Here is a 25,673-nt window from a genome sequence, read left to right on the forward strand (position 1 = left end):
GACGGACTGGGAGGATAGGGAGTTGCCAGTTTTATATCCGGTGATGTTGCCTGTATGGTTCCACCTGTTCCCATACCGAACACAGTAGTTAAGCATGCAGAGGCCGAAAGTACTTGCCTGGAGACGGGCTGGGAGGATAGGAAGTTGCCGGTTGTGATTCCTCGATAGCTCAGTCGGTAGAGCACCTGACTGTTAATCAGGCTGTCGCAGGTTCGAATCCTGCTCGAGGAGCCATTTTGTTAATACCCTGGGGTGATTGGGGTATAGCCAAGTCGGTTAAGGCACGGGACTTTGACTCCCGCATCCGCTGGTTCGAGTCCAGCTACCCCAGCCAGATACGGTTCACTAGCTCAGTTGGTAGAGCACCTGACTTTTAATCAGGGTGTCCCGGGTTCGAATCCCGGGTGAGCCACCATTTTTTAGATATCCACTTGATTGTATTGGCGCGTTGGTCAAGCGGTTAAGACACCGCCCTTTCACGGCGGCTTCATGGGTTCGAGTCCCATACGCGTCACCATTTTATCATGACTCACTAGCTCAACTGGCAGAGCAACTGACTCTTAATCAGTAGGTTCACGGTTCGATTCCGTGGTGGGTCACCATTTCATGGGCGATTAGCTCAGCTGGGAGAGCGCTTGCCTTACAAGCAAGATGTCAGCAGTTCGATCCTGTTATCGCCCACCATATCATGGCCCGGTAGTTTAGTTGGTTAGAATGCCGCCCTGTCACGGCGGAGGTCAGGGGTTCAAGTCCCCTTCGGGTCGCCATTTTGATTGTAACACCGTAAGGTGTTATATATATATAAGCAACTTGTGAAAATGCCTCTGTAGCTCAGTTGGTAGAGCAGGGGACTGAAAATCCCCGTGTCAGTGGTTCGATTCCGCTCGGAGGCACCATTTTTTCAAGCTGGTGTAGCTCAATTGGTAGAGCAGCTGACTTGTAATCAGCAGGTTGGGGGTTCAATTCCTCTCGCCAGCTCCACTTGCTTTTTATGCGGGTGTAGCTCAATGGTAGAGCTCCAGCCTTCCAAGCTGATCACGTGGGTTCGATTCCCATCACCCGCTCCAATTAAGATTATGTTACTGCCGGGGTGGCGGAACTGGCAGACGCAACGGACTTAAAATCCGTCGGTTGGAGACAACCGTACCGGTTCGATTCCGGTCCTCGGCACCACCATTTTAGTTGCACAAAAATCAAATAGCTATCATGCGGACGTGGCGGAATCGGCAGACGCGCTAGTTTCAGGTACTAGTGGTGGTGACATCGTGGAGGTTCAAGTCCTCTCGTCCGCACCATATATTTTCTAGCACATGGATTGTAATGCGGTTGTGGCGGAATTGGCAGACGCGCTACTTTGAGGGGGTAGTGTTCACAAGACGTATGGGTTCAAGTCCCATCAACCGCACCATTACTTCTTTGTGTGTTTTCTCTTAATTACATATCATGCGGATGTGGCGGAATCGGCAGACGCGCTAGTTTCAGGTACTAGTGGTAGTAATATCGTGGAGGTTCAAGTCCTCTCATCCGCACCATGTTTTCGCGGTCGTGGCGGAATTGGCAGACGCGCTACTTTGAGGGGGTAGTGTTCACAAGACGTATGGGTTCAAGTCCCATCGACCGCACCATTTGGATTCTAAGCTCAGACAGTTGTCTGAGCTTTTCTTGTATATGTAGAGCGTGAGAGGAGGATAGTCTATGAAGATAAAGAGAGTATTGTCTGCTGTGGTTTTCTTGTTGGTTGTCTGCTTGCCAGTTACCAATGCCCATGCAACAGAGGTAAATCGTGCCGACCTGTATCTGGCGACCAGCCTCGTTTCGATGGCATCCTATAACGATGAGATGAACGTCCTGACGCGGCAATGGCTGCAAGGTATCGGCTGGAATTTTGAAGCTCAGGAGAATATCAACAGTATTGCCGAAGGACGTTTCCAGCTGGCCTCACGGGAGTTGCCGGATCATACCAAGATGTATATCTTGGTCTTTCCGGGAACGGAGCGGCTGAAGGATGCCGAGGTGGATCTGCGCTTGTCGCGGGTGTACTTTGCGGGAAATACCCCGGAGGAATTCAGGAACGCCGCCAGGGAAAGCGGCCATAATGGTTCTGAGCCGCTGGTTCATCAGGGATTCAATGATTACACGCAGGTGGCTTTATTCCAAAAGAAACTGCCGGAGTTTGGCGACAGGACAGCTGGTGAGGTGATTGCTGAGGTGCTCAGGAAAAATCCCCAGGCGGTCCTTTACCTGACTGGTCACAGCCTAGGCGGCGCTGTGGCAACGCTTACGGCTGCGCGCCTGGCAGATATGGGGGTACAGCCGGCACAACTTCAGGTTGTGACCTTCGGGGCACCGGCTGTGGGCAATCGGGCCTTTGCCCGTGCCTATGAGCATAAAATGAATCTTACGCGTATCGTTATCGACGGGGACCCGGTAAAGAGTGTTTTGCAATCCATATCCGGTGGTTTTGTGCAGTTTGGCCAGCGCATCACCTGGGAAAAGAACCATAATTCCGAGCGGTTTTCCCATGATATGGTGGTCTATCTTGACCAGGCGCTGCGCAACTATCAGGATGCTTGCAAGGAGCCCTGTCCGGCTGCTGTGATTGGCGAGCGTGCCAAGCAGGTTGCTGGGGGAATCTACGTGACGCCGATCCAGTTCATGGTAGATGAGCATATTGATGACGATATCCCCTATATGCGGCGAGTCATCCAGCGGATGCTGCAGATGGAGTACAAGCCTGTGGTTTTTGGGGATAAGAAGGCGGCAGCCTTTGCTGATTGGCAAGCTGCGGCCCGACAGGCAGGCTGCCAGTATATCCTTGTGGAGCGTTTGCAGGCGCAGCGCATCCGCGATGAGCGCTATGCCTTTCGTTTGTCCTTAGAGGAGGAGCTTTATGACGGGCAGGGCAACCTGCTGACTATGCAGACTACCAGTGCAACGACACACAGCCTTACGCCAATAGAGGTGGTTGGCTATCTGCAATACAGGTCAGCAGCGCAGCGCGATCTATATATGCATTGATGGTTATTTTTTCGTGTACAGAATACATAAAAAAGTCTGAAAACTCATTGACAATTCCTTCCTAATCGGGTATATTATAAGTAAGCTGAAGGAAAGAAGTTCAGAGCTTTCCAATAGCAGCCGGCATGTCAATAACAAAAGGGAGGAGATTCCGATGGGCCGGTAAGTACCCCAGGGGAGACTTGTACATGGAGAAAGAATTGAAACACGAGAAATAACCGCCAGCTGGTGACGAGAAAGCCGCTGGTGGTTATTTTTCTGTGATGGATAGATTTTTCAGGTATTATAGGAGGAGCTAGTAGTGGAGAAAGCAAAGGTATACTTTACAGATTTTCGTGTGCAGGTCGGGCAGAGCATCCTGACCAAGCTCAAGACACTTTGTATTGCTGCCGGTATCAAGGATATCGATATGGAAGGCAAGTTCGTTGCCATCAAGATGCATTTTGGCGAGCTCGGGAATATGGCATTTTTGCGTCCGCAGTATGCCAAGGTCATCGCTGACATCGTCAAGGAACAGGGCGGTGTGCCGTTCCTTACGGATTGCAATACGCTTTATCCGGGCAGCCGCAAGCATGCGCTGGAGCATATGGATTGTGCGAATCTCAACGGGTTCAATCCGACCACGACAGGCTGCCAGATCATCATCGGCGATGGTCTCAAGGGCACGGATGATGTGGAAGTGCCAGTAAAGAATGGTGAGTTCGTCAAGGCTGCGAAAATTGGACGGGCTGTCATGGATGCGGATATCGTCATCAGTCTGGCCCATTTCAAGGGGCACGAGATGACGGGTTTTGGCGGCGCTATCAAGAATATCGGCATGGGCTGTGGCAGCCGTGCCGGCAAGATGGAGCAGCATTCTTCGGGCAAATGCGTGGTCCGCGAGGAGCTCTGCCGTGGCTGCCGCAAGTGCGCGAAGGAATGTGGTTCGGATGCCATCACGTATGTGAACAACAAGGCTGTTATCGATAAGGACATCTGCAAGGGATGCGGCCGCTGCATCGGCGCATGCAGTTTCTCGGCTATCCGCAATGAGCAGTGGGATGCTGGCGACCTGCTCGACAAGAAGATGGCCGAGTATGCCCAGGCTGTGGTTCAGGATCGTCCGTGTTTCCATATCAACATGGCCATGGATATCTCGCCAAACTGTGACTGCCATGGCGAAAATGATGCGGCTATCCTGCCGAATATCGGCATGTTTGCGTCATTTGATCCCATTGCCATCGATCAGGCTTGTGTGGATGCTTGCCAGCAGGCAGCACCGATTGCCAACAGCCAGCTGGGCGATCATCTGGCACAGCCGGATTGGCATCATCATCATGATGTCTTCATGGACAACAACCCCAATGTGCATTGGAAAGAAACCCTGGAACATGGCGAGAAGATCGGCATGGGCACAAGGGAGTATGAGCTTATAAAACTGAAATAAGACAATCAGCGAGCACGCCTCCATTCATGGCATATTTTCCATGGATGGAGGCGTTTTGCATGTAAAGGAAGGGGAAATATCGAATATTTTGACGAATAGTAGATAAATAAGGAAAATGTGTGCATTGATACTTCAAAGGGGCCTTGCAATATGAAAAAGATCTTCAGCCTGGGCATTGTCCTCATCTTGCTGATGGCGGGGGCCATCGTGGTGTGGGGGGCTTGGCTCAACTACAGCGATGAGAATCAGATAGCAAAGCGCATGGACAGCCGGGCTTTGGAACTGACGGCGGCCCGGGCGCAGGTGCGGGATTTTGCCCCAGTGGTGACCCTCGATGCGTTGCGGCTGTCCAGTGATGCCATCGCCGATGCGGTAGCCCTTACAGATGGGCGCATTGTCAGCTGGCATGTGGGGAAAAATGCTGCCGTGGCTAAGGGACAGATCTTAGTGACTATGATGAATGAAAACATCCCCTTGCGAATCCAGCAGGCGGAAAGCGCCATCAGCAGGGCAGAAGCTGTCCTGGCCCAGGCCAACAACGCCTGGCAGCGTCAGGGCAGGCTCCTTTCCCGCCGGGCGACATCCAAGGAGAAGTACGAAGAGGCAGAGGCCCAGTTCCTGGCGGCCCAGGGGGCACTTCGTGAGGCTCAGGCCCAGCGAGACCAGTGCCTGGTACAGCAGGAGTGGCTAAGCGTGCACTCGCCGGTATCGGGACAGGTGCTGATCATCTACCAGCGGGAGGGGGCCTATGTGCAGCCTGGAACCCCCATCGCTTTGGTGGGAAGCTTTGATTGGCTGAATTTTTCCGTGAATATGACTGACCAGGATGCCAGTCATCTGGAGCTGGGAGAGGCCAGTTTCCTGCATTTCCCGGACCGCAAGCTGGCAGGAAAGGTCTATGATACCGCCTATGGTGCTGGCAATAAGGGGGGCAGCATGGAGATTCAGGCCATCCTGAAGGAAATCGTGCCGCCGCTTTCGGAGCCTGCGGATATGCGCCGCACGGTGTGGGAGGTGGACAACCGTACGGGGCTTTTGGAAGCCATGGTCTACACGGACATCACCATGCGGGCAGGCACTCCCTATAAGGCGCTAACGGTACCCTTGGCTGCCATGGCGAACAAGGCCCATGACAAGGTCTACGTGGTGGATTCCGAGGGGATCCTCCATGTTCGCCAGGTAAGGGCCGGTGCCGATGACAATAAGTACATCGAGATCTACAACGGGCTGGAGCCTGGAGAAGTGGTGGTGGTTGGCAGCGTCGAGGGGCTCGAAGAGGGCATGAAGGTGAAAGCCGAGGTGGAAGGGGATGAGGACTGATGGCTGAGGAAAGGAAAAAGGAAGGGGCAGCAGAGCGCTGGAACCGCACTGGGGACCAGATCTTCAGCAAGGAAGCCCTGGACAAGATGCACTCGCCGGAAAAGCTCGACATGACCATGACCATCACCACTCCTATTGGCTGGATGGGACTTATTGCCGTGGCTGTCATGATGCTGGCGGTGGTGATCTGGTCGGTTTTCGGCTCTTTCACCGTGAAGGCCGACGGCATGGGGCTCATTATGGATCCTTCCGGGGTGGGAAAGATTTCCACCCTTTCCGGAGGGACTTTGGATGAGCTTTATGTCCATCCAGGGGACAGGGTGGAAAAGGGAGCTCTTATCGCCCATGTGAGCATGGTGCAGGAAGAGGCTGCCACCCGTATGGCCCAGATGGGGCCGGAGATGGCTAACTCCATGCGGGATGCTGCTGCCAGGGTGCGGGAATTCGATTCCCGCCGCTACCAGCAGGAAGCCACGGCCAATATCTACTCTACCTTCAATGGCATCGTAGACGAGGTGCTGGTGGAGGAAGGCAGTGTGGTGGGCAGCGGCACTCCCATTGCCAGTGTGAGGATTGACGAGGGCCGGGGCCATCTGAAGGGCATCCTCTACATTCCCGTAGACAAGGGCAAACGCGTGGAGAAGGGCCAGACGGTCCAGCTCGCTCCCAACGGGGCCGACGTTTCCCAGACCGGGAGTCTCCTGGGCACAGTGCGTTCGGTGTCCCAGTATCCCGTTTCCATCCAGAATATGCAAAAGACCCTGGGAAATGAGCAGCTGGCCCAGTGGATCCTGTCTTCCCAGCAAAGTTCCCTGGTGGAAGTGGATTTTGACCTGGTGAAGGATGAAGCGGATAAGTCTGGCTACCTTTGGACCTCCTCGGTGGGGGAGCACAAGCCCATAACTGCTGGCAGCTTTGTCACCGGTTCCATCATCATTGAGCGGCGTCCGCCTATTGAAAAGGTTTTCTATAAGCTGAGCCAGTGGCTGAGGGGCAGGTGAGGGGCTTGGAGTGGCTGGAAAAACTGAAAAACACCTTCCATTCCTCCCGATACAGGGTGAAAGTCCCCACGGTGCTGCAGATGGAGGCTACGGAGTGCGGGGCGGCGGCGCTGGGCATGGTGCTGGCTCATTTTGGCCTTTGGGTGCCCTTGGAAAAGCTCCGGGCTGAGTGCGGGGTGAACCGGGATGGCTCTAAGGCCAGCTGCGTGATAAAGGCTGCCCGGAACCGGGGCTGCGAGGCCGACGGCTACCGCTGGAGCGCCAATGACCTCTTGGAGCTATGCGAGGAGGATCAGCCGTTTCCCCTCATCATCCACTGGGAGTTCAACCATTTCGTGGTGTTGGAAGGGATCGAGAAAGGCAAGGCCTACTTGAATGACCCTGCCATGGGACGCCGCACTGTGCCCTGGGAGGAATTTCGCACCTCTTATACTGGCGTGTCTTTGCAGATCCTGCCGGGACCGGAATTTCAAAAAGAAGGTGCCCGCTACAACGTGTTCAAGGATATGGCCAGGAAACTCCTGCAGGATCGTTGGGCCTTGCTGTTCATCCTGATCCTGGAATTCTGTGCCATTATTCCGGGACTGGCGGGGCCGGTCATGAGCCAGATCTTTTTGGACGATATCCTGACCCGCAAGCATCCTGACTGGATGACGAATTTCATGCTGGCCATGACTGTGTCCTTCATCCTCTCGGGCATTATGACCTGGCTGCGGGCCGTAGTATTGACCCAGTGGCAGCGCAAACTGACTTTGGCAGATTCCTCCAGCTATTTCTGGCATCTGCTGAAGCTGCCCATGCAGTTCTTTCATCAGCGCTATGCTGCTGAGGTGGCAGGCCGCGTGGGGTTCAACCAGTCTATTGCCGGGGTCCTGTCGGGGCCTGCGGCCACGGCAGTGCTGGACTTCTTTGTGGCTGTGTTTTACCTGCTTTTGCTGCTGCAATACAATGTGACGCTTACCCTTATCGGCGTGGCCTTCAGCTCCGTGGAAATCGCCCTGTTCTTTGCCATGCGGCGTCATCTTACGGATCTCAACATGCGTATCCAGCAGGATGCAGGCAAGGCCTACGGTGTGGCCATGAACGGCCTGCGCATGATCGAGACTATCAAGGCCAGCGGGGACGAGGCAGATTTTTTCACCAAGTGGTCAGGCTATCAGACCAAAGTGCTGATGGCCTCTCAGGAAACGGCTCTCTGGGCCATGTCTGTGAAATTATTGCCCACTTTGCTGGCGGGAGTCAATGGGGCTCTCATCATGACCATTGGCGGTTTCTCCATCATGGAGGGGGCTATGACTGCAGGTATGTTCATGGCCTTCCAAAGTCTCATGGGCAGCTTCCAGGCCCCGGTGAATGCTTTGGTGGGCCTTGGATCCACCTTGCAGACTACGGAAATGCAGATGCAGAGACTCAACGATGTGCGCTGCTATGAAGTGGACAGCCTGAATTTCCCAGCGGAAGAAGGAGAGACGACGCTCACTCGTGACAGGCTCTCTGGGGATCTGGAATTGAAAGATGTGAGCTTTGGCTACAGCCCATTGGAAAAGCCACTGCTGGAGCATTTCACTCTCCATGCCCGCCCCGGTCAGTGGGTGGCTGTGGTGGGTGCCTCCGGCAGCGGCAAGAGTACCCTGGCCAAGATTGTCACAGGACTCTATGAGGAGTGGGGCGGCGAGGTGCTCTTTGATGGCATACCCCGGCGGCAGCTGCCCCGTAAGGTAGTGGTGGCTTCTCTTGCCGCTGTAGACCAGGATATCTTCCTGCTTTCTGGCACGGTGGCAGAAAATATCGCCCTTTTCGACAAGACCGCCCGCCGCAGTGATATTGTGGAGGCTGCCAAGGATGCCTGCATCCATGAGGATATCTTGAAACTCAACGGCGGCTATGAGGCCAATATCCAGGAGGGCGGCGTAAACTTCTCCGGGGGCCAGCGGCAGAGATTGGAGATAGCCAGGGCGCTGGCGGTGAATCCCTCCATCTTAGTCTTGGACGAAGCTACCTCTGCTCTCGATCCCATTACGGAGAAACAGGTGCTGGATAATATCCGCCATAGGGGCTGCACCTGCCTTATCGTGGCGCACAGGCTTTCCACCATCAGGGACTGTGATGAGATCATCGTGCTGTCCCAAGGCAAGATCGTGGAGCGGGGCACCCACAGGCAGATGATCGAGCAGGATGGGCCGTATAGCAGGCTCATTGAGGAAAGGGAAAACGAGGAATTGGAGCAGATGGAGTGACTCTATGGATAAGAAGAAATTACTCTCAGGCGAGCGCTTCTTCCTGACGGAGGACACAGGCTTCTGGCGCCTCCTCTCCGGACGGGCAGAGGTTTATGCCACTACCCGGCGGGAGGCGGACATTTCCTTTCACCAGTGCTACCTGATCGATAGGGAGCCAGGGGAAGCTGTTTTCCCTGCTTTGGACGAGTTTGGGGAAATCCGCATGCAGGTTTACGGCCTGGAGGATGGGGAGCTGGAATTCGTGCCCTGGAGGCAGGCGGGGGTGGAGGAACTGCGCGCCCTCATGCAGGATTGGTTTGCTGCCCTGATCAGGATCAACTGGCTGCGCCTCATGGCGGACAAGGGGGACGATATGCTCCAGTTGTGGCGCAAGCCTGGGCTCTTTGCCGAGGATGGCAGCCAGGAAAAACTGCTAGACTCCTTCCGGCAGCATGAAGAAATACTGGCCATGCTCATAGGCATCCGTTTCGGAGCCAGCGACAAGCGTCTTTCCCGGCATATCCGCAGGCGGGAAATGGCCAAGAAGATGCTGGTGGAAAACGGCATCAGAAGTCTTATGGGCGAGGAGCAGCTTTTCTACGGACAAAGCGAGCAGGAAAGGAGCAGCAAGTTCCTGCTGGATGCTACCTTTGCCGTGTGTCAGGCCGCGGAGAAGCTGAAGATGCCCACAGAGGCCATCACCCTTACGGAGGAAAACGCCCGCGGCCTTGATGACGTGGCTTTGCTGCGCCGCCTCATGCAGAAGGGCAATATGCAGATGCGGCTGGTAGACCTGCCAGAGGGCTGGTATAAAAAGGATACGGGGGTCATGCTTGGCTTCTACACGCCTCCCGGCAGCCAGACCAAGGAAATAGCCGCCCTGCTGCCTGATGATCCTGAGCATTACCGGCTGGTATATGCCGGGAGTCCTCAGGGTATTGAGGTAAATGAAGAAACTGCCAAAGCTATTGCCAAAGATGCGTTCCAATGCTTTGCAGGCTTTCCGGCCAGAGCCTTGAAGCTCTGGGATCTCATCAAGTTCATGTTCCGCCAGTGCTGGCTGGCGGATTACCGCACCATTCTGGTGTGCAGTCTTTTTGCAGGACTTATACCATTGGCTACGCCTATCATCACGGAAACCATTTTCCAGGATATCATTCCCATCCTGGACAGGCAGGGGTTGGCCACTGTCACCCAGGCCCTGATGGTCACCAGCTTCACTACGGCAGCCCTGTCCATTGTGCGCTCCATTGCGGTGCTGCGCATATCAAACCGCATTGAGGTGGCGGCAGAGGCGGCCATGTGGGGGCGGCTTATGAGCCTGCCGGCCAGATTCTTCCGCCGCTTCACCGTGGGGGAACTGGCCAGCCGTATGGGCGGCATCGGCATTGCCAAGGGCCTGGCCTCGGGCGAGTTTGCCACATCCATCCTCTCATTTATCTTCTCTTTCTGGAGCATTTTCCTCATGTGTTACTACAGCCTGAAGCTGACGGCGGCGGCCATAGGCGTCTGGGCAGTGTATTCCGTTTTCGTGGCCTTAGTGCTGCGGCGGGTGCTGTTCTTCCAGCGGAAGATCATCGAGGCAGGCAATAAGTCCGCCGGCACCGTCCAGCAGATCTTTGCCGGGCTGCCCAAATTCCGGGTTCAGGGGGCGGAGGAGCAGGCCTACAGCCTCTGGACCCAGACCTTCGGGGAGCATTGGAACTGGAGCCTGAAGCTCAGATGGCAGGACAACTACACCTCGATCATCGCCAGCATTCAGCCCTTTGTGCTCACCATGATCCTCTACTGGATTGCCGTTTACGGCATGAATGAAGTAGGGCCGGACGGCAGGACGGTGCAGAATGGTATTGGCTATGCGCAGTTCATCGCCTTCAACGCGGCCTATTCCAGCTTCAACGGAGTTATCGGCGGGGTGCTGGGCCTCATCAGCCAGTACTTTGCCATCCAGCCCCAGCTGGAGAATTTGCGGCCCATTCTGGAGGCGGTGCCTGAGACCACCGGGGAAAAGCAGGAGGCAGGACAGCTTTCCGGTTCCCTGGAGGTTAGCCATCTCTCCTTTGCCTACACTCATGTGCTGCCAGATCCCAAGGGCGACGTGGTGGAGGTGGAAGGAGATGAGGTTCTGAAGGATGTGAGCTTTTCCATTGCTGCCGGAGAGCATGTGGCCATTGTGGGCAAGTCCGGCAGTGGCAAGAGCACTCTGGTGCGGCTGCTCTTAGGCTTTGAGGTTCCCAAGCGGGGCAGCATCACCTTTGACGGACAGGATCTTTCCGAGCTATCCTTGCCCTCTGTCCGCTCCCAGATGGGAGTGGTACTGCAGAATGGCCAGCTCATGACGGGCGATATCTATACGAATATTGTCGGTACCAAGATGCTTACCCAGGACGATGCCTGGGAGGCTGCTGAGGCGGCAGGCATTGCTGAGGATATTGCCCAGATGCTCATGGGCATGCAGACGGTAATCAGTGAGGGCAGCAGCAATATCTCCGGTGGGCAGAGGCAGAGAATCCTTATTGCCAGAGCGCTGGCTGGAAAGCCTGCCATCCTTATTTTTGACGAAGCTACCAGCGCTCTGGACAACCGCTCCCAGGCCATAGTGACCCGCAGTCTTGATAAACTCAAGGCCACCCGCATCATCGTGGCCCATCGTCTGTCGACCATCAGGAAATGTGACCGGATCATCGTCATGGATGATGGCCGCGTGGCAGAGACAGGCAGCTTCGACGAACTGGTGGCAAAAGGCGGGCTCTTTGCAGATCTGGTAAAGCGGCAGGTAACGGGCAGGCAGCCCAGGAAGGTGAATCTTTCATGAAAAAATCCATACTTTTGATTCCGGTAATATGCACGGCACTAGCTTTTCCTTTTTCTACCGCCCAAGCGGAAACCGTGGGCCTTACGCTGGCTGACAGCATCAAGATGGCCCTCCATAGTGATGAAAGCATCGAAGGGGCCCAGGCGGGCAGGGCGGCAGCTCTGTATGGCTGGAAGGCTGCACGCCGGCAGAAAGGGCCTACGGTGAACTGGAATTCCCAAGCCTACCGCATCGGGGGACGCAATTACGAAGCGGCGAATGAAGCCCATAGCCGTTATGGCAATCCTCATGTGGTCACGAAAAAGACTGTCACAGGCTACGTTTTTGATAACGAAGGTTTTCCAGTGGTTTCCGAGCAGTCCAATACGGTGGGCTCTTACGCATACAAGAACACCTTTGCCAACAGCTGGAACCTCAGCATTCCTATCTATACCGGGGGGCAGCTGGAAAACCAGATCAAGGCGGGGGGCTACCAGTTGAACAGGGCTGACCTCACCGTGGAGAATGCTCGTCAGACCGTGCGCTATCAGGCAGCTGAGAGCTATGCCGAGCTCCTGCATTATGAAAACCTGGCCCAGGTGGCCAGGGAGGCAGTGGATATGGGCAGAAAGCAGATGGATATCATCCGGGCGCAGTTCGAGGAAGGGGCAGTGGCAGAGGCGGATATGCTCACCATGAATGTGAGCCTGGCCAATTACCGGCAGAATCTGGTACAGGCCGAGGCTCAGGTGGCCATAGCTAAATCGGTACTAGCCAGTATCGTGGGGCTTCCCCAGGACACGGATGTGGAGCCATTGGATTATTTTTCCTATGAGCCTTACGGCAAAGATTTGCCCGACTGTGAGGCCTACGCCCTGGCCCATCGGCCTGATGGGCTGGCCGCAGACTACGATATCAAGGCAGCCCAGGCCCGGAAGGCAGCAGCCAAGGCCGGTTGGAGTCCCCAAGTCACAGGGGTGGCCAACCAGGCCATTGCCAGCAATTCCCCCTTTGCCAGCGAGCGCAGCAATGCCTGGGAGGCAGGCATTGCTCTCAGCTGGAATATCTTTGATAACGGCGTTACCTCAGCGAATGTGCAGGCGGCTGCTTCGGCAGTGAACCAATACGAGGCCGAAGCCCGACGGACGAAAAAAGCCATCCGGCTGGAAACCCGCAGGGTCTACCTGCAGATGAAGGCGGCGGAGCAGAATATCAAGGAAACCGCTCTGGTCATCCAGCAGGCTGAGGACAGTTATAAGATTGCCCAGGTGCGCTATGAGGAGGGCGTGGACATCCTGCTTTCCGTGACCGATGCCCAGGACAAGCTCACCCAGGCCAAGTTCAACTACATGACAGCCCTTTATCAGTACAATCTCTACCGGGCTTCCCTGGAAAAGGCCATGGGGGTGCCTGTAGGTTTTGACGCGCTTGCCTATACGGAGGCAGAGCAGGCAGGTGCCTCTGCCGATAAGGCGCTGCAGGCTGCCGGGCTGAGAGAGGAGGCACCATGAGCAGGTTAACTGTCATGCCGGGAAAGATGGGCATTGACCCCTGGGGGCGGCTGGCGGTGCAGGCCGTCACCGATGAAGAGGCTTTCACCCGGCTCTATGAGCATTTCTTCCCCAGGGTCTATCAGTTCCTGTTGAAGAAGACCAGGGACAGCTATTTGGCTGATGAGCTGGTGGAGTCAGCCTTCCTTCGCATGTATGAGCACCTTTCCCAGTACGACCCAGAGAAGGGGGCCTTTTCCACCTGGCTGTTCCGCATCGCCAAGAATGTGGTTAGCTCTCATTTTGCCAGCAAGGCCGTTACCATGCAGGCCCCTTGGGATGATGCGTTCGACCCTGCTGCTCCGGCCGAGGAAAATCCGGAGAAGCAGGCACTGTCTAAAGAGCGGCAGGAAGAGCTGCATGAAGCCATCATGCAGCTGCCGGAGCGCCAGCGGCAGATCCTGGAGATGACCTACTGGCTGGAAATGAAGTCGAATGAGATCGCCGCCCAGCTGGGCATGGCTCCAAGCTCCGTGCGGGTGGCCTTGAAGCAGGCCCGGGAACGGCTGAGGGAACTGCTGAAGGAGTGAGCTCACGAGTCTTGAAAAACTTGTCTCCTAAACATAACACTTTCCCATCCTCAGGAGTATAAAGGATAAAGGGAAACAAGCGAGCTACAGAAGCGTATATGGAAGGAGAGAAATACCATGATGGAAGAAAAACTAACCCAGGAGCTGCAGTCCTTTGACTTTTCCGCTTGCCACCCCGTGAAAGAACGTCTGCTGGGAAAGCTCCTGCAAATGCACAGGCAGGACAACGCCAAGGGCAAGAGCAAATGGGCCGCCGCCAAAATGAGCGAAGAGGCCTTGGATTGGGTAGCTGCTGCTGGGACACCCACGAACCAGGAGCGGCAGGAACAGAGGAAAGACGAATGATAGGCATAAAAATACCGCCATGCCAGGTTGTGGAGAACCTGCATGGCGGTAATCTTATTTTTTATCACGTACATCCATCCAGTGGAGCCGGTGTCCTTTGGTGCGTTGGGCAGCACCAAGCTCTTTGCTGAGTTCTTTCATGCGTTCGCGGGATTTGGCGATTTCGTTCGAGTTGCGCAGTGCCTGGTTGAGCAGAGCAGCGCAAGCTGGACAGTAGATGCCATGCGAGATTGGTTTACGGCAGCGGCTGCAGGGATAGAGAACCTGACCGCCGTTGGCAAAGAACTGGCCGCGCTGTACCATGGTCGAAACGAGTTTGAACGTTGCTCCGGTTTCCTTACAGATTTTCTTGATGGTTGAATGGGGATGCTGGCGGACATACTCGATGACGAGTTTTTCGTTTTCCCGCTGTTTTTCGTAGCATTTGGGGCAGACAGTCATTCTGCCGGAATTATCAACAAACACTTTGCCACATTCTTCACAGTTGCGGAGTGTCGGCTTTTTCTTCATGATCATAGGGGACACCCTCCTTCCTTGGGTCGGTATAAACGAAAAAATTGTATTATTATTATTATAACATAAATGACAAGTAAATGCGATAGAATGAGAGAAAATATGAGGCAGGAATTTCTTTTGGACGGGGCGAATATTTATATATCAAGTATGCGCAAAAGCGCAGGAAAGAATGTGTGAGATATGATCGTATTATCAGAGTTAGCAGCAATCCTGCCCGCTGAGCAGGAAGTCGAAGTAAAGGACTATTGCGGCAAGGCCACAAGGATTCCCGAAAAATATCTGTGCCTGCCGGTTGGCAGCATGCATACCGAAGCGGAGGCTTTGGTCATTGAGATTGCCGACGTGGACAAGCTGTCCATTGAGGAGATGTGTTCGCTGCTGTTTACGGGCAAGGGCAAGGAATCCGAGCTGTTCAAGCGGCGTTTTTCGGATGAAGGCTAACGCGTCAGAGAAAAGTACAGGTGGAAATAGATGAAGATTGCAGCAACAGATTTTGACGGGACGCTTTGTCCCATTGGTGAGCCGATTCCAGCAGAGAACATCAAGGCAATCAAGGCCTGGCAGGCGGCTGGCAACAAGTTCGGCATCGCGACGGGACGCGGCCTGACGCTTATCCGGGAGGCGCTGGAGCGCTATGGGGACTGGCAGCCGGATTTCCTCGTCTGCAACAATGGGGCCGTCTCCGTGGATGGCGAAGGGCAGATGATCCACTGCAAGGCCATTGCGCCAGATGTCCTGCGCGGTGTGCTCTCTATGCCCATCATGCAGGAAGACAGCCATTCGTTGCTGGTATTCACGGCCCGCAGCGTGCGCAGCATCCGGCCCAATCCTGACATCCCGTCAGAGCTTATACCGCCGATAACACTGGCGGAGGCACTGGCGCTGCCAGATGTCGTACAGCTCAGCATAAAGCTGGCGACACCGGAGGAGGCCCAGCAAGTAAGCGCGGCTATCCATGCGGCTTATCCGGGGCTGGGAGGCAATATCAACCGCAGCTATCTCGATATCAATGCCGTGGAAGCCGATAAGGGCTGGGGCCTGCAGCAGATGCTGGCCGCAAGTGAATGGAAGGGCAGTGAGCTCCTGGTCATCGGTGATGACAAGAACGACTTGCCGATGATCGAGCGGTTCGATGGTTTCACCGTGGCCACGGCCAAGCCCTTCATGCATGAGGCTGCGAGCAAGGTATATCCTACGGTTGGCTCCATGCTGCTTGATAACCTGTGACATCATCAGACAAAAAGGACCGGCAGCCATAAGCAGATTGCTTTGGCTGCCGGTCCTTCATTCATTGTGGGGTTATTCTTTGCGTTCGCCCGGGATATCCTTGATGGCATCAGCTCCGCGCTGGCCTGTGCGGATGCGGACGGCATCGGAGAGCTCGGTGACAAAGATCTTGCCGTCGCCGAAGCTGCCGGTACGCAGCACTTTCTGGGCGGTGTCGAGGACCTTCTCGACCGGGACTTCGCAGATGACGGTCTCAATCTTGATTTTCGGTACGAGATTGATATCGTATTTCTTGCCACGGTAGACTTCTTCGTGGCCCTTCTGCAGGCCACAGCCAAATACCTGGCTGACGGTCATGCCGAGGACGCCGATTTCATTGAGGGCCTGCATGAGCTCATCAAGCTTGCTGGAACGGGTGATGATTTCGATTTTCGTTATTTTCATGACGCCACCTTATCCTTTCTGTGCATTGATGTTCATGACCGTGTTGGCGAGCATCTCGCTGGAATCTTCGAAGCTGCCGAGCATCGGGCTGCCAGTCATTACCGAACGGGCATAGCCGCGCTCGCCGTGTTCGACGATATCGAGACCAGTGAGCTCCTCGGCCTCCGAGGCACGCGTCTCCATCAGAGCAGCGACGACCTTGTAGAGGACATAGGTGCCGGCAACAGCCAGGGCGTAAGCGACGACAATCGAGATCAGCTGAGCGATGAACAGATGGGACTCACCATAGAGGAGGCCATTGGCGCCATCCGGATTGATTTCAGTCGTGGCCCAAAGACCCGTGGCTACAGCACCCCAGGTACCGCCGATGCCATGGACACCGAAAGCGTCAAGGGCATCATCATAGCCGAGTTTCTCTTTGAGGACGGCGACGGCGAAGAAGCAGACAACGCCGCCTACAAGACCGATGATGACTGATGGCAGCGGGGCAACAAAGCCAGCTGCTGGCGTGATGGCGACAAGACCAGCGACGCAGCCCGAAGCAGCGCCGAGAATGGTCGGCTTGCCATTGAACTTCCACTCAACGAGGACCCAGGAAACCGTAGCAGCGGCAGCTGCAGCCTGGGAGGTAACGAAAGCGTTAGCAGCGAGAGCATTAGCACCGAGAGCACTGCCGGCATTGAAGCCGAACCAGCCGAACCAGAGCAGCGTAGCGCCGAGAACAGTCATCGGCAGGTTGTGCGGGATCATGGCGGTGCGGCCATAGCCCTTGCGTTTGCCTAAGAGGATGCAGAGCGTGAGGCCAGAGACACCGGAAAGGATGTGGATGACAAGACCACCAGCAAAGTCAAGGGCACCGAGCTCGGCAAGGAAACCGCCGCCCCAGACCCAGTGAGCCATCGGGTTGTAGATCAGGATTGCCCAGAGCAGGATGAAGACGGCAAAGGCCGCGAACTTCATGCGTTCAGCGAAGGCCCCAGTGATAAGAGCCGGTGTGATGACGGCGAACATGCACTGGAAGGCGACAAACGCGAGCTCGGGAATCGTGCCATTCTCGAGGACGTTCATGCCAACGCCGGCAAGACCGATCTTATCGAGGCTGCCGATAAAGCCATTGATATCGGTGCCGAAGGTCATGGCATAACCGATAAGTACCCATTCGACGGAAATCATTGCGACGATGAAGAAACTCTGCATGATCGTCGTGAGAACATTCTTGCTGCGGACCATGCCGCCGTAGAAGAAGGCAAGTCCAGGAGTCATGATGAAGACCAGGGCTGCACTGATGAGGACCCAGGCCGTATCACCCGTATCAATCATGGAAATCAGTCCTTTCTGAATGAAAAAAGATAATAGCGAAAAGCAAATAACAAAAAGGCGCCACACAGCTCCAGCGTTAGAGCCGTGAGACGCCTTTGTCTCTAGCTGTATGCCAGCAGGAGCCGGCATACATTTATGATACTTGACAGACCATCAACAGCTAAGAGAACAGAAAAGCCCCGCAGGATCCGGTACCTGATCCTGCGGGGCGCCATTGCCTCGTATCTGTTGATGGCTTTTATTATAGTCATTCCTCTTTGACCTGTCAATATTGCTTGAAAATGTATACAAGGATACAGGAATCGGACAGTGGGCGGCTCAGGGATGAATGGCCTGGCTCCAAGCGTCAGCCAGCATATCCATGCGCCAGCGCGCGTTGGCGGGGCTCGTCGAGGGCAGGAAGTGGAACGCGATATCCGTGCGGGTGAGCAGCTCCTTGTTATAGCGCTTGAAGGTCTGGGCAGATTTGCCGCCGTTGCAGCAGATGGTCTTGATGCGCGGATATTCCTGCAGCAGGGCAGTGAAATCGTTGCCCTGCACATTCTTTATGGCAGAATCAAGGCTGCCGCTGCGCTCGCAGGTATCGATGGCATCCCAGAGGGCGATATGATGATGCAGCAGCATCTGCAGGCGCTGCTCATAATCTGCCGGTGCCGCAGGCTCGTTGAGCAGGCGCGCCATCAGCGGCCAGAAGCGGTTCTGGGGATGGGCATAGTATTGTTGTTGCTGAAGTGAAGTAACGCCGGGCATGGAGCCTAATATCAAGGTATGGCATCCTTGATCGATGCTCGGCGGAAATCCGGTACAGTTCATGGTTACCTCCTGTGTGTTCTTTTTCTCATTCTACCATCAGGTGCGGAAAAAGGAAAATACAGAGGAATAATGCTTGACGTCAGTGATTATTTTGCTATAATTGAATCAACGAATGAATCATTGTTCATATATTAATAAAAATAATCGAGGTGAGCGGAATGAATAACAAGCAGCGACGGAATCTTATCCGCATCGTGGCAGCGGCTGTCATGCTGGTGGGGCTGGCTTATGCGCCGCTGGCAGGAATGCCGCGCTTTGTTGCCTATCTGGTGCCCTATCTGGTGGTCGGCTATGATGTACTGGCCAAGGCGTTCAAGGGCATCAAGAACCGGCAGGTATTTGATGAGAGCCTGCTCATGGGCATAGCGACAATCGGCGCGATGGCCTTGGCCGTCTACGAGGATGGCGACTATACCGAGGGCATTGCCGTCATGCTGTTCTACCAGATTGGCGAATGGTTCCAGAGCTATGCCGTCGGCCGCAGCCGGCGCGACATCAGTGCGCTTATGGATATCCGGCCGGATTATGCCAATATCGAAGGGGAAAATGGCCAGCTGGCAAAGATCGATCCCGATGAGGTGGAGGTGGGCACGGTCATCGTCGTCCAGCCCGGTGAGAAGGTGCCTATTGACGGCCGTGTCGTCGCAGGTACGTCAAGCCTCGATACCATTGCCCTGACCGGCGAAAGCCTGCCGCGCGATGTGGCCCCAGGGGATGAGGTCATCAGCGGCTGCATCAATAAGAACGGCCTGTTGAAGATCCGCACGACCAAAGCGTTTGAGGAGTCGACAGCCTCGAAGATCCTGGAACTTGTCGAGGATGCCAGCTCCCGCAAGTCGCGTTCCGAGGCCTTCATCGCCCGTTTCGCGCGAGTCTATACACCAATCGTCGTCTATGCGGCGCTGGCGCTGGCCACCTTGCCGCCGCTCGGGCAGCTGCTGCTCGGAAATGCACCGGCCTGGGGCACCTGGTTTTACCGGGCACTGACCTTCCTTGTCATCAGCTGCCCCTGCGCCCTCGTCATCAGCATCCCGCTGAGTTTCTTTGCCGGTCTTGGCGGTGCAAGCCGCCAGGGCGTCCTCATCAAGGGCTCGAACTACCTGGAGGCCCTGGCTGAGGTGGATACGGTGGTCTTTGACAAGACTGGAACGCTGACCAAGGGCGTGTTTGCGGTGACGGCTGTTCATCCGGAAAAGCTTGACGAAAAGCAACTGTTGCATCTGGCCGCACATGTCGAGCGCTTCTCAACCCATCCGATAGCGGCGTCGCTCAAGGCAGCCTATAAGGATGAGGCCGATGGCTGCGCCGTCGAAGATATCGAGGAAATCGCTGGCCACGGCGTGCGGGCGCGCGTCAACGGCCACACGGTCTGTGTGGGCAACAGCCGCATGATGGCAGCCTTGGGGGCGGATTGGCATGAATGCCATCGCGTGGGCACGACGGTGCATGTGGCCATCGACGGCGAGTATGCGGGCCATATCGTCATTTCCGATGTGGTCAAGGAAAATGCGGCGGCAGCGATAGCGGCTTTGCGCGATAATGGCATCGGCAGGACCGTCATGCTGACTGGCGATGCGGCCAAGGTGGCTGCTGATGTGGCTGACCAGCTCGGGATTGATCAGGTGTACAGCGAACTGCTGCCGGCTGATAAGGTAGCCAGGGTGGAGGAGCTGCTGGCTGATGATGAGACTAGCGGCAAGCTCGCCTTTGTGGGCGACGGCATCAACGATGCGCCGGTGCTGTCGCGGGCCGATGTCGGCATCGCCATGGGAGCGATGGGCTCAGATGCGGCCATCGCGGCAGCCGATGTCGTGCTCATGGATGACAATCCGTTGCAGATTGCCAAGGCCCAGCGCCTGGCCCGTAAGACCATGGGCATCGTCCGGCAGAATATCTGGGGCTCGATCGGCATCAAGGTACTCGTGCTGCTGCTCGGTGCTGTCGGTATCGCCAATATGTGGGCGGCCATCTTTGCTGACGTGGGTGTCATGATTCTCGCGGTGCTCAATGCGATGCGAGCCATGATGCTGCCGAAGGATAGACTTGAGGATCAGAAAACCAGAAAGGAAAGTGAAACGATGAAAACCTATAAGATTGATGTCGACTGTGCCAACTGCGCCAACCTCATGGAGGAGGCCGCCAAGAATACGCCGGGAATCAAGTCGGCAGTGGTCAACTTCATGGCACTCAAGATGAAAGTGGAGTTTGAGGAAGGATATGAACCGCAGGCCGTCATGGAGCAGGTTCGTGAGAACTGCAAGAAGGTCGAAGACGACTGCGAAGTGTTTATCTGAGGATATGTCCTGAAATAAAAAGACCGCCAGCCAGGCAACGCGCATGTATGAACGTTGACTGGTTGGCGGTCTTTTTTATATTGCAGTTTGTCTGTCAGTTCGTGCGGAACGGAATCCCGATAGTACGCAGCTCGGGGTTCACGGGGTAGTACTTTTTCTGTTTCCGCTGAATGGACCGTACGACCAGAACTACGGACTTAGTTACCTGCTCCCGTCACCAGGTCGCGACGTACATAGTTCTTTCTAGGTTATGCGATTACGGCCCAGTCCTGCTGCGCAGGACAGTCGCTCCAGACAGAAAGAAGCACTACCCCGTTCGCCCCTTTGGTAACGGAAATCTGAGATTGTACGAACCGTTTCTCCCGTAACAAGCACATCGATGTAATTCGTGGCCTATCGCCGGAACAGAGCAGGATTATCCCAACATAACGGAGGGTAAGGGTGGGTACACTTTCTTCGTAGACGGAGCGATTGCCCGAACGCAGTGAGGGATGGCACGCGGTAGGTACCAGCTAGAACGTCAAGATGTATTGGCGCGCCGCCGGCCTGCCCGGCGCATGTAACTAAATACGTACTTAAACACCAGCGCGGGTCATTTAGCGGAGCGGAGAAAAAGTGCACCCACCCTCACCCAAGCTGAGATGTGTCAAGCTTATTGTAATCTCGCACTAACAGACAAATTGCAATTTGTTGTTGGTTCAAAGAAAAGTATCGATCCCCTCTTCTTGCAGGACTTGGATAAGTGGCTGCAGGGCCTCGGGGCGCAGGGCTTTTTGGCCTGTGTATTCATAGGGGCGGCCGAGCTCCTGGTATTTATTTTCCCCATAGGGATGAAAGGGCAGCAGCTGACAGCGGTCAGCGCCGACTTCGCGCAGCCGGCGGGCAAAGCCGTGGGCATCGTCCGTGGTGTCATTGAACCCTGGGATTATGGGGATGCGTGGCAGCACAGCTAGTCCATCGGCAATGGCTGTGCGCATATTGGCAAGCGGCAGCTCGTTGGTCACGCCGGTACCCCAAAGGTGCCGGTCACCATCCCAATGTTTCATATCGAAGAGCAGCAGGTCAGAGAGTCCTGCAACCTGCCGGAAAGTTGCCGGCTGGGCAAATCCCGAGGTCTCGATGGCTGTATGGATGCCTTTTTCCTGCAGGGCCTGCAGCAGGGCAATGGCAAAGTCTGGCTGGCTGAGGACTTCGCCGCCTGACAGGGTCACTCCGCCGCCGCTTTCTTCGTAGAAGGGCAGATCCTGCAGGCAGACGGAGATAACTTCGTCAACCGTGCGCCAGGTTCCAGTGGTTTCGGATTTTCCTGTCTCGGCATGGCACAGAACCTCGGGGGTGAAATCTTGGCTTTCAGGGTTGGCACACCAGCGGCAGCGGAGCGGGCAGCCCTTGAAGAAAACCGTAGTGCGGACGCCGGGGCCGTCGTTAGTGCTGAATTTCTGGATATTGAAGATAAGGCCGCACAATTCTTGGGCGGCAGCAGTTGTTTGCGATCCTGCCATGATGAGCCTCCTTTGTGTTGCTCCTATTTTAGCATGAAGTATGCGGCAGAAACAAGTAAAAATATTTCATTCGTAAGTAAAAGTGGTTTCAACTTGACTACGTAGCAATGGTATGTCATAATACTTACAAATGAAAGTTGTCGTATTACGAGAAAAGCCAAACGTAGGAAAGGATGCTTGACCATGGAACTTCTGATTGATGACGCTGACCTCAAGGCGATTGAACATATCTATGAATATTATCCGGTGGATGGTGTCACGACGAATCCATCTATCCTGGCCAAGGCCGGGCGGCCGCCCTTTGCGCTGCTGAAGGAAATCCGCGCGCTGATCGGCGAGCAGGCACAGCTCCATGTGCAGGCTGTGGCTAAGGATGCTGCGGGCATGGTCGAAGATGCCCAGCGCATCGTGACCGAGCTGCCAGGCAATACCTATGTCAAGATCCCGTGTGTTCCCGAAGGCTTCAAGGCCATCCGGCTGCTTAGCGAGAAGGGCATCAAGACGACAGGCACAGCCATCTATACGCCGCTGCAGGCCTTCCTGGCGGCTAAGGCCGGTGCTGCCTATGCAGCCCCCTATATCAATCGCATCGATAACTTCGGTTATGACGGCATCGCCGTTGCTGAGACGATACAGGATATCTTTGTGAAGAATCAGCTGCCCACTAAGATATTGGCTGCTAGTTTCAAGAACTCTGAGCAGCTGCTGCGGCTCTGCCGCCGCGGTGTCGGGGCGGCGACGGCGGCACCGGCTGTCATTGAGGGTCTCGTGAAGAATGTTGCCATCGATGCAGCTGTGGATGCGTTTGTGGATGATTTCACGAGTCTCACGGGCAAGACGGCCATGAGCGAGTTATAAGCAGAGGTCAAAGGAAAGGAGAGCAGGCTGCTATGGAAAATACGAAACTCTTTGGCAAACTGACGCCGCGCATGCAGGCGTTTCGCGAGGAAGTGCTGGATGAAAAGCCATATATCGATGCGGAGCGCGCGCTGCTGGTTACGGAAGTCTATCAGAAGCACCGCGAGCAGCCGCCAGTCATGCGCCGGGCCTTGATGCTCGCACATATCCTGGAAAAGATGACCATCTATATTGAAGATAAGACCCTGCTGGCGGGCAATCAGGCTACGAAGAACTGCAATGCGCCGATTTTCCCTGAGTATACGATGGGCTTTGTCATCGATGAGCTCGACAAATTCGAGAAACGCGATGGCGATGTGTTCTATATCACGGAGCAGACCAAGGCCCAGCTGCGGGAAATCGCACCGTTCTGGGAGAACAACACCTTGCGGGCTCGTGGCGGTGCGCTGCTGCCTGATGAGGTGGCCGTCTTCATGGAAACGGGGCTTTTCGGCATGGAGGGCAAGCTCAATGCCGGCGATGCCCATCTGGCCGTCAACTACCCGCGCATCCTGAAGGAAGGACTGCGCGGCTATGAGGCGCGCACGCGGGCGGCTAAGGCTGCCCTTGACCTCACGGACCCGGAAAGCGTCGATAAATATGTCTTCTACAAGGCGGTACTGATCGTGCTGGAGGCTGTGCGCGGCTTTGCGCAGCGCTATGCCGCTCTGGCTAAGGAACTTGCCGCACAGGAAAAGGATGGGCAGCGCCGCGCTGATCTGAAGGAGATGGCTCGTATCTGTGCCAAGGTGCCGTATGAACCGGCAGAAAGTTTCCCTGAGGCGGTGCAGGCGGTCTGGTTCATCCAGCTGATCCTGCAGATCGAGTCGAATGGCCACTCGCTTTCCTATGGCCGCTTTGACCAGTATATCGCGCCGTATTATCAAAAGGATCTGCAGGCTGGGAAGATCACGAAGGAACAGGCTCTCGAGCTGTTGGCCTGCCTTTGGATCAAGACACTGACGGTGCAGAAAGTCCGCTCGCAGGCGCATACGCTCTCGTCGGCTGGCAGCCCCATGTATCAGAATGTCACCATTGGCGGCCAGACCCCTGATGGTCAGGATGCGGTCAACGATTTTTCCTTTGTGGTCCTGCAGTCGATTGCCCAGACGCGGCTGACGCAGCCGAACCTCACGGTGCGCTATCATAAGGATATCAATCCGGCGTTCTTTGACCTCTGCATCGAGGTCATGAAACTCGGCTTTGGCATGCCGGCCTTCAACAACGATGAGATCATCATCCCGTCTTTCATCAACTGGGGGGTCAAGCCCGAGGATGCCTATAACTACAGTGCCATCGGCTGTGTGGAAACCGCAGTGCCAGGCAAGTGGGGCTATCGCTGCACGGGCATGAGCTATCTGAACTTCCCGCGGCTGCTGCTCTGTGCGATGAACGGTGGCATCGACCTTACGACAGGCCGCCGCTTTACGGAGGATTTCGGTCATTTCACCGAAATGAAGAGCTATGAGGAGCTGTTTGCGGCCTGGGACAAGACTATCCGGCAGATGACGCGCTGCAGTGTCATCGTCGAGAATGCCATCGACTGTGCCTCGGAGCGCGATGTGCCCGACATCCTGTGCTCCGCGCTGACCGATGACTGCATTGGCCGCGGCAAGACCATCAAGGAGGGCGGTGCAGTCTATGACTTCATCTCAGGCCTGCAGGTCGGCATTGCCGACATGGCTGATTCGCTGGCAGCCATCAAGAAACTCGTCTTCGAGGAGAAACGCTTGACGCCGCGGCAGCTTTGGGATGCCCTGCTCGATGATTTCACGACGCCGGAGAATCAGCGCATCCAGGCCATGCTGCAGGAGGAGGCACCCAAATACGGCAATGATGATGACTATGTCGATGAGCTTGTGGTGGCGGCCTATGACTGCTATCTCGATGAGATCAAGAAATACCGCACGACGCGCTATGGCCGCGGCCCAATCGGCGGCATCCGCTATGGCGGCACCTCGTCGATCTCGGCTAATGTCGGTCAGGGCATGGGCACGATGGCCACGCCCAACGGGCGCAAGGCCCATGCACCGCTGGCGGAGGGCTGCTCCCCTGAGCATAATGCTGACCGCCATGGCCCGACAGCTGTCTTCAAATCCGTGGCGAAACTGCCGACGGACAAGATCACAGGTGGCGTGCTGCTGAATCAGAAGATGACGCCGACGATGCTGGCGAATGATACCAACAAACAGAAACTCATGATGATCATACGGACCTTCTTCAACCGTCTGCATGGCTATCATGTCCAGTACAATATCGTCTCCCGGGAGACGTTGCTCGATGCACAGGCGCATCCCGAAAGACACAAGGATCTCATCGTCCGCGTTGCTGGCTACAGTGCTTTCTTCAATGTTCTGTCCAAGGCTACCCAGGATGACATCATCGGCCGTACGGAACAGGCCGTCTGATATGATACAAAGCCTTCCCTGGCATTACCTGCCCGGGGAGGCTTTGTGT

At 55.5% G+C, this 25,673-nt stretch carries 19 protein-coding genes, 15 tRNA genes and 1 rRNA gene; 30 read left to right on the forward strand and 5 right to left on the reverse strand.

Going from position 1 to position 25,673, the window contains the following annotated elements; translation table 11 throughout:
* Nucleotides 1-36 precede the first annotated feature (36 nt).
* The 25 genes from rrf to BM322_RS10725 all read left to right on the forward strand — a co-directional run bounded on the left by rrf (nt 37) and on the right by BM322_RS10725 (nt 14,203).
* Nucleotides 37-153, forward strand: a 5S ribosomal RNA gene (gene rrf, locus BM322_RS10605).
* Between the two features lie 5 nt (nt 154-158).
* Nucleotides 159-234 (forward strand) — tRNA-Asn (locus BM322_RS10610).
* Nucleotides 235-257: 23 nt separating this feature from the next.
* Nucleotides 258-334 (forward strand) — tRNA-Gln (locus tag BM322_RS10615).
* 5 nt (nt 335-339) lie between these two features.
* Nucleotides 340-415, forward strand: a tRNA-Lys gene (locus BM322_RS10620).
* A gap of 27 nt (nt 416-442) precedes the next feature.
* Nucleotides 443-517, forward strand: a tRNA-Glu gene (locus BM322_RS10625).
* A gap of 9 nt (nt 518-526) precedes the next feature.
* A tRNA-Lys gene (locus BM322_RS10630) sits at nt 527-602 on the forward strand.
* A gap of 6 nt (nt 603-608) precedes the next feature.
* Nucleotides 609-684 (forward strand) — tRNA-Val (locus BM322_RS10635).
* 6 nt (nt 685-690) lie between these two features.
* Nucleotides 691-767, forward strand: a tRNA-Asp gene (locus BM322_RS10640).
* 53 nt (nt 768-820) lie between these two features.
* Nucleotides 821-896: transfer RNA gene (locus BM322_RS10645), tRNA-Phe, on the forward strand.
* A 9-nt stretch (nt 897-905) separates the two neighbouring features.
* Nucleotides 906-981: transfer RNA gene (locus BM322_RS10650), tRNA-Thr, on the forward strand.
* Between the two features lie 12 nt (nt 982-993).
* A tRNA-Gly gene (locus tag BM322_RS10655) sits at nt 994-1,067 on the forward strand.
* Nucleotides 1,068-1,084: 17 nt separating this feature from the next.
* Nucleotides 1,085-1,173, forward strand: a tRNA-Leu gene (locus tag BM322_RS10660).
* 35 nt (nt 1,174-1,208) lie between these two features.
* A tRNA-Leu gene (locus BM322_RS10665) sits at nt 1,209-1,295 on the forward strand.
* 27 nt (nt 1,296-1,322) lie between these two features.
* Nucleotides 1,323-1,408, forward strand: a tRNA-Leu gene (locus BM322_RS10670).
* Nucleotides 1,409-1,445: 37 nt separating this feature from the next.
* Nucleotides 1,446-1,532 (forward strand) — tRNA-Leu (locus BM322_RS10675).
* A 7-nt stretch (nt 1,533-1,539) separates the two neighbouring features.
* Nucleotides 1,540-1,625 (forward strand) — tRNA-Leu (locus BM322_RS10680).
* A 70-nt stretch (nt 1,626-1,695) separates the two neighbouring features.
* Complete coding sequence (locus BM322_RS10685; protein WP_075430302.1) at nt 1,696-3,018, forward strand: lipase family protein; 1,323 nt, start codon at nt 1,696-1,698, stop codon at nt 3,016-3,018.
* A gap of 301 nt (nt 3,019-3,319) precedes the next feature.
* The gene (locus tag BM322_RS10690; RefSeq protein ID WP_075430304.1) at nt 3,320-4,444 is read left to right on the forward strand and encodes a DUF362 domain-containing protein; all 1,125 of its coding nucleotides are present in this window, start codon (nt 3,320-3,322) and stop codon (nt 4,442-4,444) included.
* A 150-nt stretch (nt 4,445-4,594) separates the two neighbouring features.
* The gene (locus tag BM322_RS10695; protein ID WP_075430306.1) at nt 4,595-5,764 is read left to right on the forward strand and encodes an efflux RND transporter periplasmic adaptor subunit; all 1,170 of its coding nucleotides are present in this window, start codon (nt 4,595-4,597) and stop codon (nt 5,762-5,764) included.
* The gene (locus tag BM322_RS10700; protein ID WP_075430308.1) at nt 5,764-6,765 is read left to right on the forward strand and encodes an HlyD family efflux transporter periplasmic adaptor subunit; all 1,002 of its coding nucleotides are present in this window, start codon (nt 5,764-5,766) and stop codon (nt 6,763-6,765) included. Before BM322_RS10695 ends, BM322_RS10700 begins: the two co-directional genes overlap by 1 nt.
* Before the next feature lie 5 nt (nt 6,766-6,770).
* Nucleotides 6,771-9,002, forward strand: a complete 2,232-nt coding sequence (locus BM322_RS10705; RefSeq protein ID WP_218154618.1) for an NHLP family bacteriocin export ABC transporter peptidase/permease/ATPase subunit — start codon at nt 6,771-6,773, stop codon at nt 9,000-9,002.
* 4 nt (nt 9,003-9,006) lie between these two features.
* Nucleotides 9,007-11,799: an NHLP bacteriocin export ABC transporter permease/ATPase subunit gene (locus tag BM322_RS10710; protein WP_075430310.1), complete on the forward strand. Its 2,793-nt coding sequence runs from the start codon at nt 9,007-9,009 to the stop codon at nt 11,797-11,799.
* A complete protein-coding gene (locus BM322_RS10715; RefSeq protein ID WP_075430312.1) occupies nt 11,796-13,289 on the forward strand; it encodes a TolC family protein in 1,494 nt (497 codons plus the stop codon). Before BM322_RS10710 ends, BM322_RS10715 begins: the two co-directional genes overlap by 4 nt.
* The gene (locus BM322_RS10720) at nt 13,286-13,858 is read left to right on the forward strand and encodes an RNA polymerase sigma factor (protein WP_082334466.1); all 573 of its coding nucleotides are present in this window, start codon (nt 13,286-13,288) and stop codon (nt 13,856-13,858) included. Before BM322_RS10715 ends, BM322_RS10720 begins: the two co-directional genes overlap by 4 nt.
* Nucleotides 13,859-13,975: 117 nt before the next feature.
* On the forward strand, nt 13,976-14,203 hold the full coding sequence (locus BM322_RS10725) for a hypothetical protein (protein ID WP_075430315.1): 228 nt from the start codon (nt 13,976-13,978) through the stop codon (nt 14,201-14,203).
* Nucleotides 14,204-14,257: 54 nt separating this feature from the next.
* Here the strand turns inward: BM322_RS10725 and BM322_RS10730 are convergent, their stop codons facing one another.
* On the reverse strand, nt 14,258-14,719 hold the full coding sequence (locus tag BM322_RS10730) for a hypothetical protein (protein ID WP_075430318.1): 462 nt from the start codon (nt 14,717-14,719) through the stop codon (nt 14,258-14,260).
* 180 nt (nt 14,720-14,899) lie between these two features.
* Here BM322_RS10730 and BM322_RS10735 point away from each other — a divergent pair, with 180 nt between their 5' ends.
* Nucleotides 14,900-15,160 carry a hypothetical protein gene (locus BM322_RS10735; protein WP_075430321.1) on the forward strand — a complete coding sequence of 87 codons (261 nt, stop codon included), beginning with the start codon at nt 14,900-14,902 and terminating at the stop codon, nt 15,158-15,160.
* Nucleotides 15,161-15,190: 30 nt separating this feature from the next.
* Complete coding sequence (locus BM322_RS10740; RefSeq protein ID WP_075430323.1) at nt 15,191-15,946, forward strand: HAD-IIB family hydrolase; 756 nt, start codon at nt 15,191-15,193, stop codon at nt 15,944-15,946.
* Nucleotides 15,947-16,018: 72 nt separating this feature from the next.
* Here the strand turns inward: BM322_RS10740 and BM322_RS10745 are convergent, their stop codons facing one another.
* From BM322_RS10745 to BM322_RS10755, 3 genes are all read right to left on the reverse strand, one after another.
* Entirely contained in the window at nt 16,019-16,390 is a 372-nt protein-coding gene (locus BM322_RS10745) for a P-II family nitrogen regulator (protein WP_075430325.1), read from the reverse strand.
* A 9-nt stretch (nt 16,391-16,399) separates the two neighbouring features.
* Nucleotides 16,400-17,710 carry an ammonium transporter gene (locus tag BM322_RS10750; RefSeq protein ID WP_143102233.1) on the reverse strand — a complete coding sequence of 437 codons (1,311 nt, stop codon included), beginning with the start codon at nt 17,708-17,710 and terminating at the stop codon, nt 16,400-16,402.
* A gap of 318 nt (nt 17,711-18,028) precedes the next feature.
* Nucleotides 18,029-18,523, reverse strand: coding sequence for a DNA-deoxyinosine glycosylase (locus BM322_RS10755; protein ID WP_075430327.1), 495 nt, complete (start codon nt 18,521-18,523; stop codon nt 18,029-18,031).
* Between the two features lie 158 nt (nt 18,524-18,681).
* Between BM322_RS10755 and BM322_RS10760 the strand changes: the two genes are divergently transcribed.
* Entirely contained in the window at nt 18,682-20,817 is a 2,136-nt protein-coding gene (locus BM322_RS10760; protein ID WP_075430329.1) for a heavy metal translocating P-type ATPase, read from the forward strand.
* Between the two features lie 698 nt (nt 20,818-21,515).
* On the opposite strand, the gene BM322_RS10765 is transcribed toward BM322_RS10760, so the two are convergent.
* Nucleotides 21,516-22,319: a glycyl-radical enzyme activating protein gene (locus BM322_RS10765; RefSeq protein ID WP_075430332.1), complete on the reverse strand. Its 804-nt coding sequence runs from the start codon at nt 22,317-22,319 to the stop codon at nt 21,516-21,518.
* 183 nt (nt 22,320-22,502) lie between these two features.
* Between BM322_RS10765 and BM322_RS10770 the strand changes: the two genes are divergently transcribed.
* Together BM322_RS10770 and BM322_RS10775 are read left to right on the forward strand one after the other, a co-directional pair.
* A complete protein-coding gene (locus BM322_RS10770; RefSeq protein ID WP_075430334.1) occupies nt 22,503-23,177 on the forward strand; it encodes a transaldolase family protein in 675 nt (224 codons plus the stop codon).
* A 32-nt stretch (nt 23,178-23,209) separates the two neighbouring features.
* Nucleotides 23,210-25,624 (forward strand): glycyl radical protein, encoded by a 2,415-nt coding sequence (locus tag BM322_RS10775; protein WP_075430335.1) that lies wholly within the window; start codon nt 23,210-23,212, stop codon nt 25,622-25,624.
* Nucleotides 25,625-25,673 lie beyond the last annotated feature (49 nt).

Source organism: Selenomonas sp. GACV-9 (genome assembly GCA_900116485.1).
In the GTDB taxonomy this organism is placed as follows: domain Bacteria; phylum Bacillota; class Negativicutes; order Selenomonadales; family Selenomonadaceae; genus Selenomonas_A; species Selenomonas_A ruminantium_G.

Excerpts from the sequence above, each read along its gene's own strand:
- BM322_RS10755 (WP_075430327.1), bottom strand. The coding sequence starts at position 18,523 with ATGAACTGTACCGGATTTCCGCCGAGCATCGATCAAGGATGCCATACC.
- BM322_RS10730 (WP_075430318.1), bottom strand. The coding sequence starts at position 14,719 with ATGATCATGAAGAAAAAGCCGACACTCCGCAACTGTGAAGAATGTGGC.
- BM322_RS10765 (WP_075430332.1), bottom strand. The coding sequence starts at position 22,319 with ATGGCAGGATCGCAAACAACTGCTGCCGCCCAAGAATTGTGCGGCCTT.
- BM322_RS10715 (WP_075430312.1), top strand. The coding sequence starts at position 11,796 with ATGAAAAAATCCATACTTTTGATTCCGGTAATATGCACGGCACTAGCT.
- BM322_RS10725 (WP_075430315.1), top strand. The coding sequence starts at position 13,976 with ATGATGGAAGAAAAACTAACCCAGGAGCTGCAGTCCTTTGACTTTTCC.
- BM322_RS10740 (WP_075430323.1), top strand. The coding sequence starts at position 15,191 with ATGAAGATTGCAGCAACAGATTTTGACGGGACGCTTTGTCCCATTGGT.
- BM322_RS10760 (WP_075430329.1), top strand. The coding sequence starts at position 18,682 with ATGAATAACAAGCAGCGACGGAATCTTATCCGCATCGTGGCAGCGGCT.
- BM322_RS10775 (WP_075430335.1), top strand. The coding sequence starts at position 23,210 with ATGGAAAATACGAAACTCTTTGGCAAACTGACGCCGCGCATGCAGGCG.
- BM322_RS10700 (WP_075430308.1), top strand. The coding sequence starts at position 5,764 with ATGGCTGAGGAAAGGAAAAAGGAAGGGGCAGCAGAGCGCTGGAACCGC.
- BM322_RS10745 (WP_075430325.1), bottom strand. The coding sequence starts at position 16,390 with ATGAAAATAACGAAAATCGAAATCATCACCCGTTCCAGCAAGCTTGAT.
- BM322_RS10735 (WP_075430321.1), top strand. The coding sequence starts at position 14,900 with ATGATCGTATTATCAGAGTTAGCAGCAATCCTGCCCGCTGAGCAGGAA.
- BM322_RS10770 (WP_075430334.1), top strand. The coding sequence starts at position 22,503 with ATGGAACTTCTGATTGATGACGCTGACCTCAAGGCGATTGAACATATC.
- BM322_RS10695 (WP_075430306.1), top strand. The coding sequence starts at position 4,595 with ATGAAAAAGATCTTCAGCCTGGGCATTGTCCTCATCTTGCTGATGGCG.
- BM322_RS10720 (WP_082334466.1), top strand. The coding sequence starts at position 13,286 with ATGAGCAGGTTAACTGTCATGCCGGGAAAGATGGGCATTGACCCCTGG.
- BM322_RS10750 (WP_143102233.1), bottom strand. The coding sequence starts at position 17,710 with ATGATTGATACGGGTGATACGGCCTGGGTCCTCATCAGTGCAGCCCTG.
- BM322_RS10685 (WP_075430302.1), top strand. The coding sequence starts at position 1,696 with ATGAAGATAAAGAGAGTATTGTCTGCTGTGGTTTTCTTGTTGGTTGTC.
- BM322_RS10710 (WP_075430310.1), top strand. The coding sequence starts at position 9,007 with ATGGATAAGAAGAAATTACTCTCAGGCGAGCGCTTCTTCCTGACGGAG.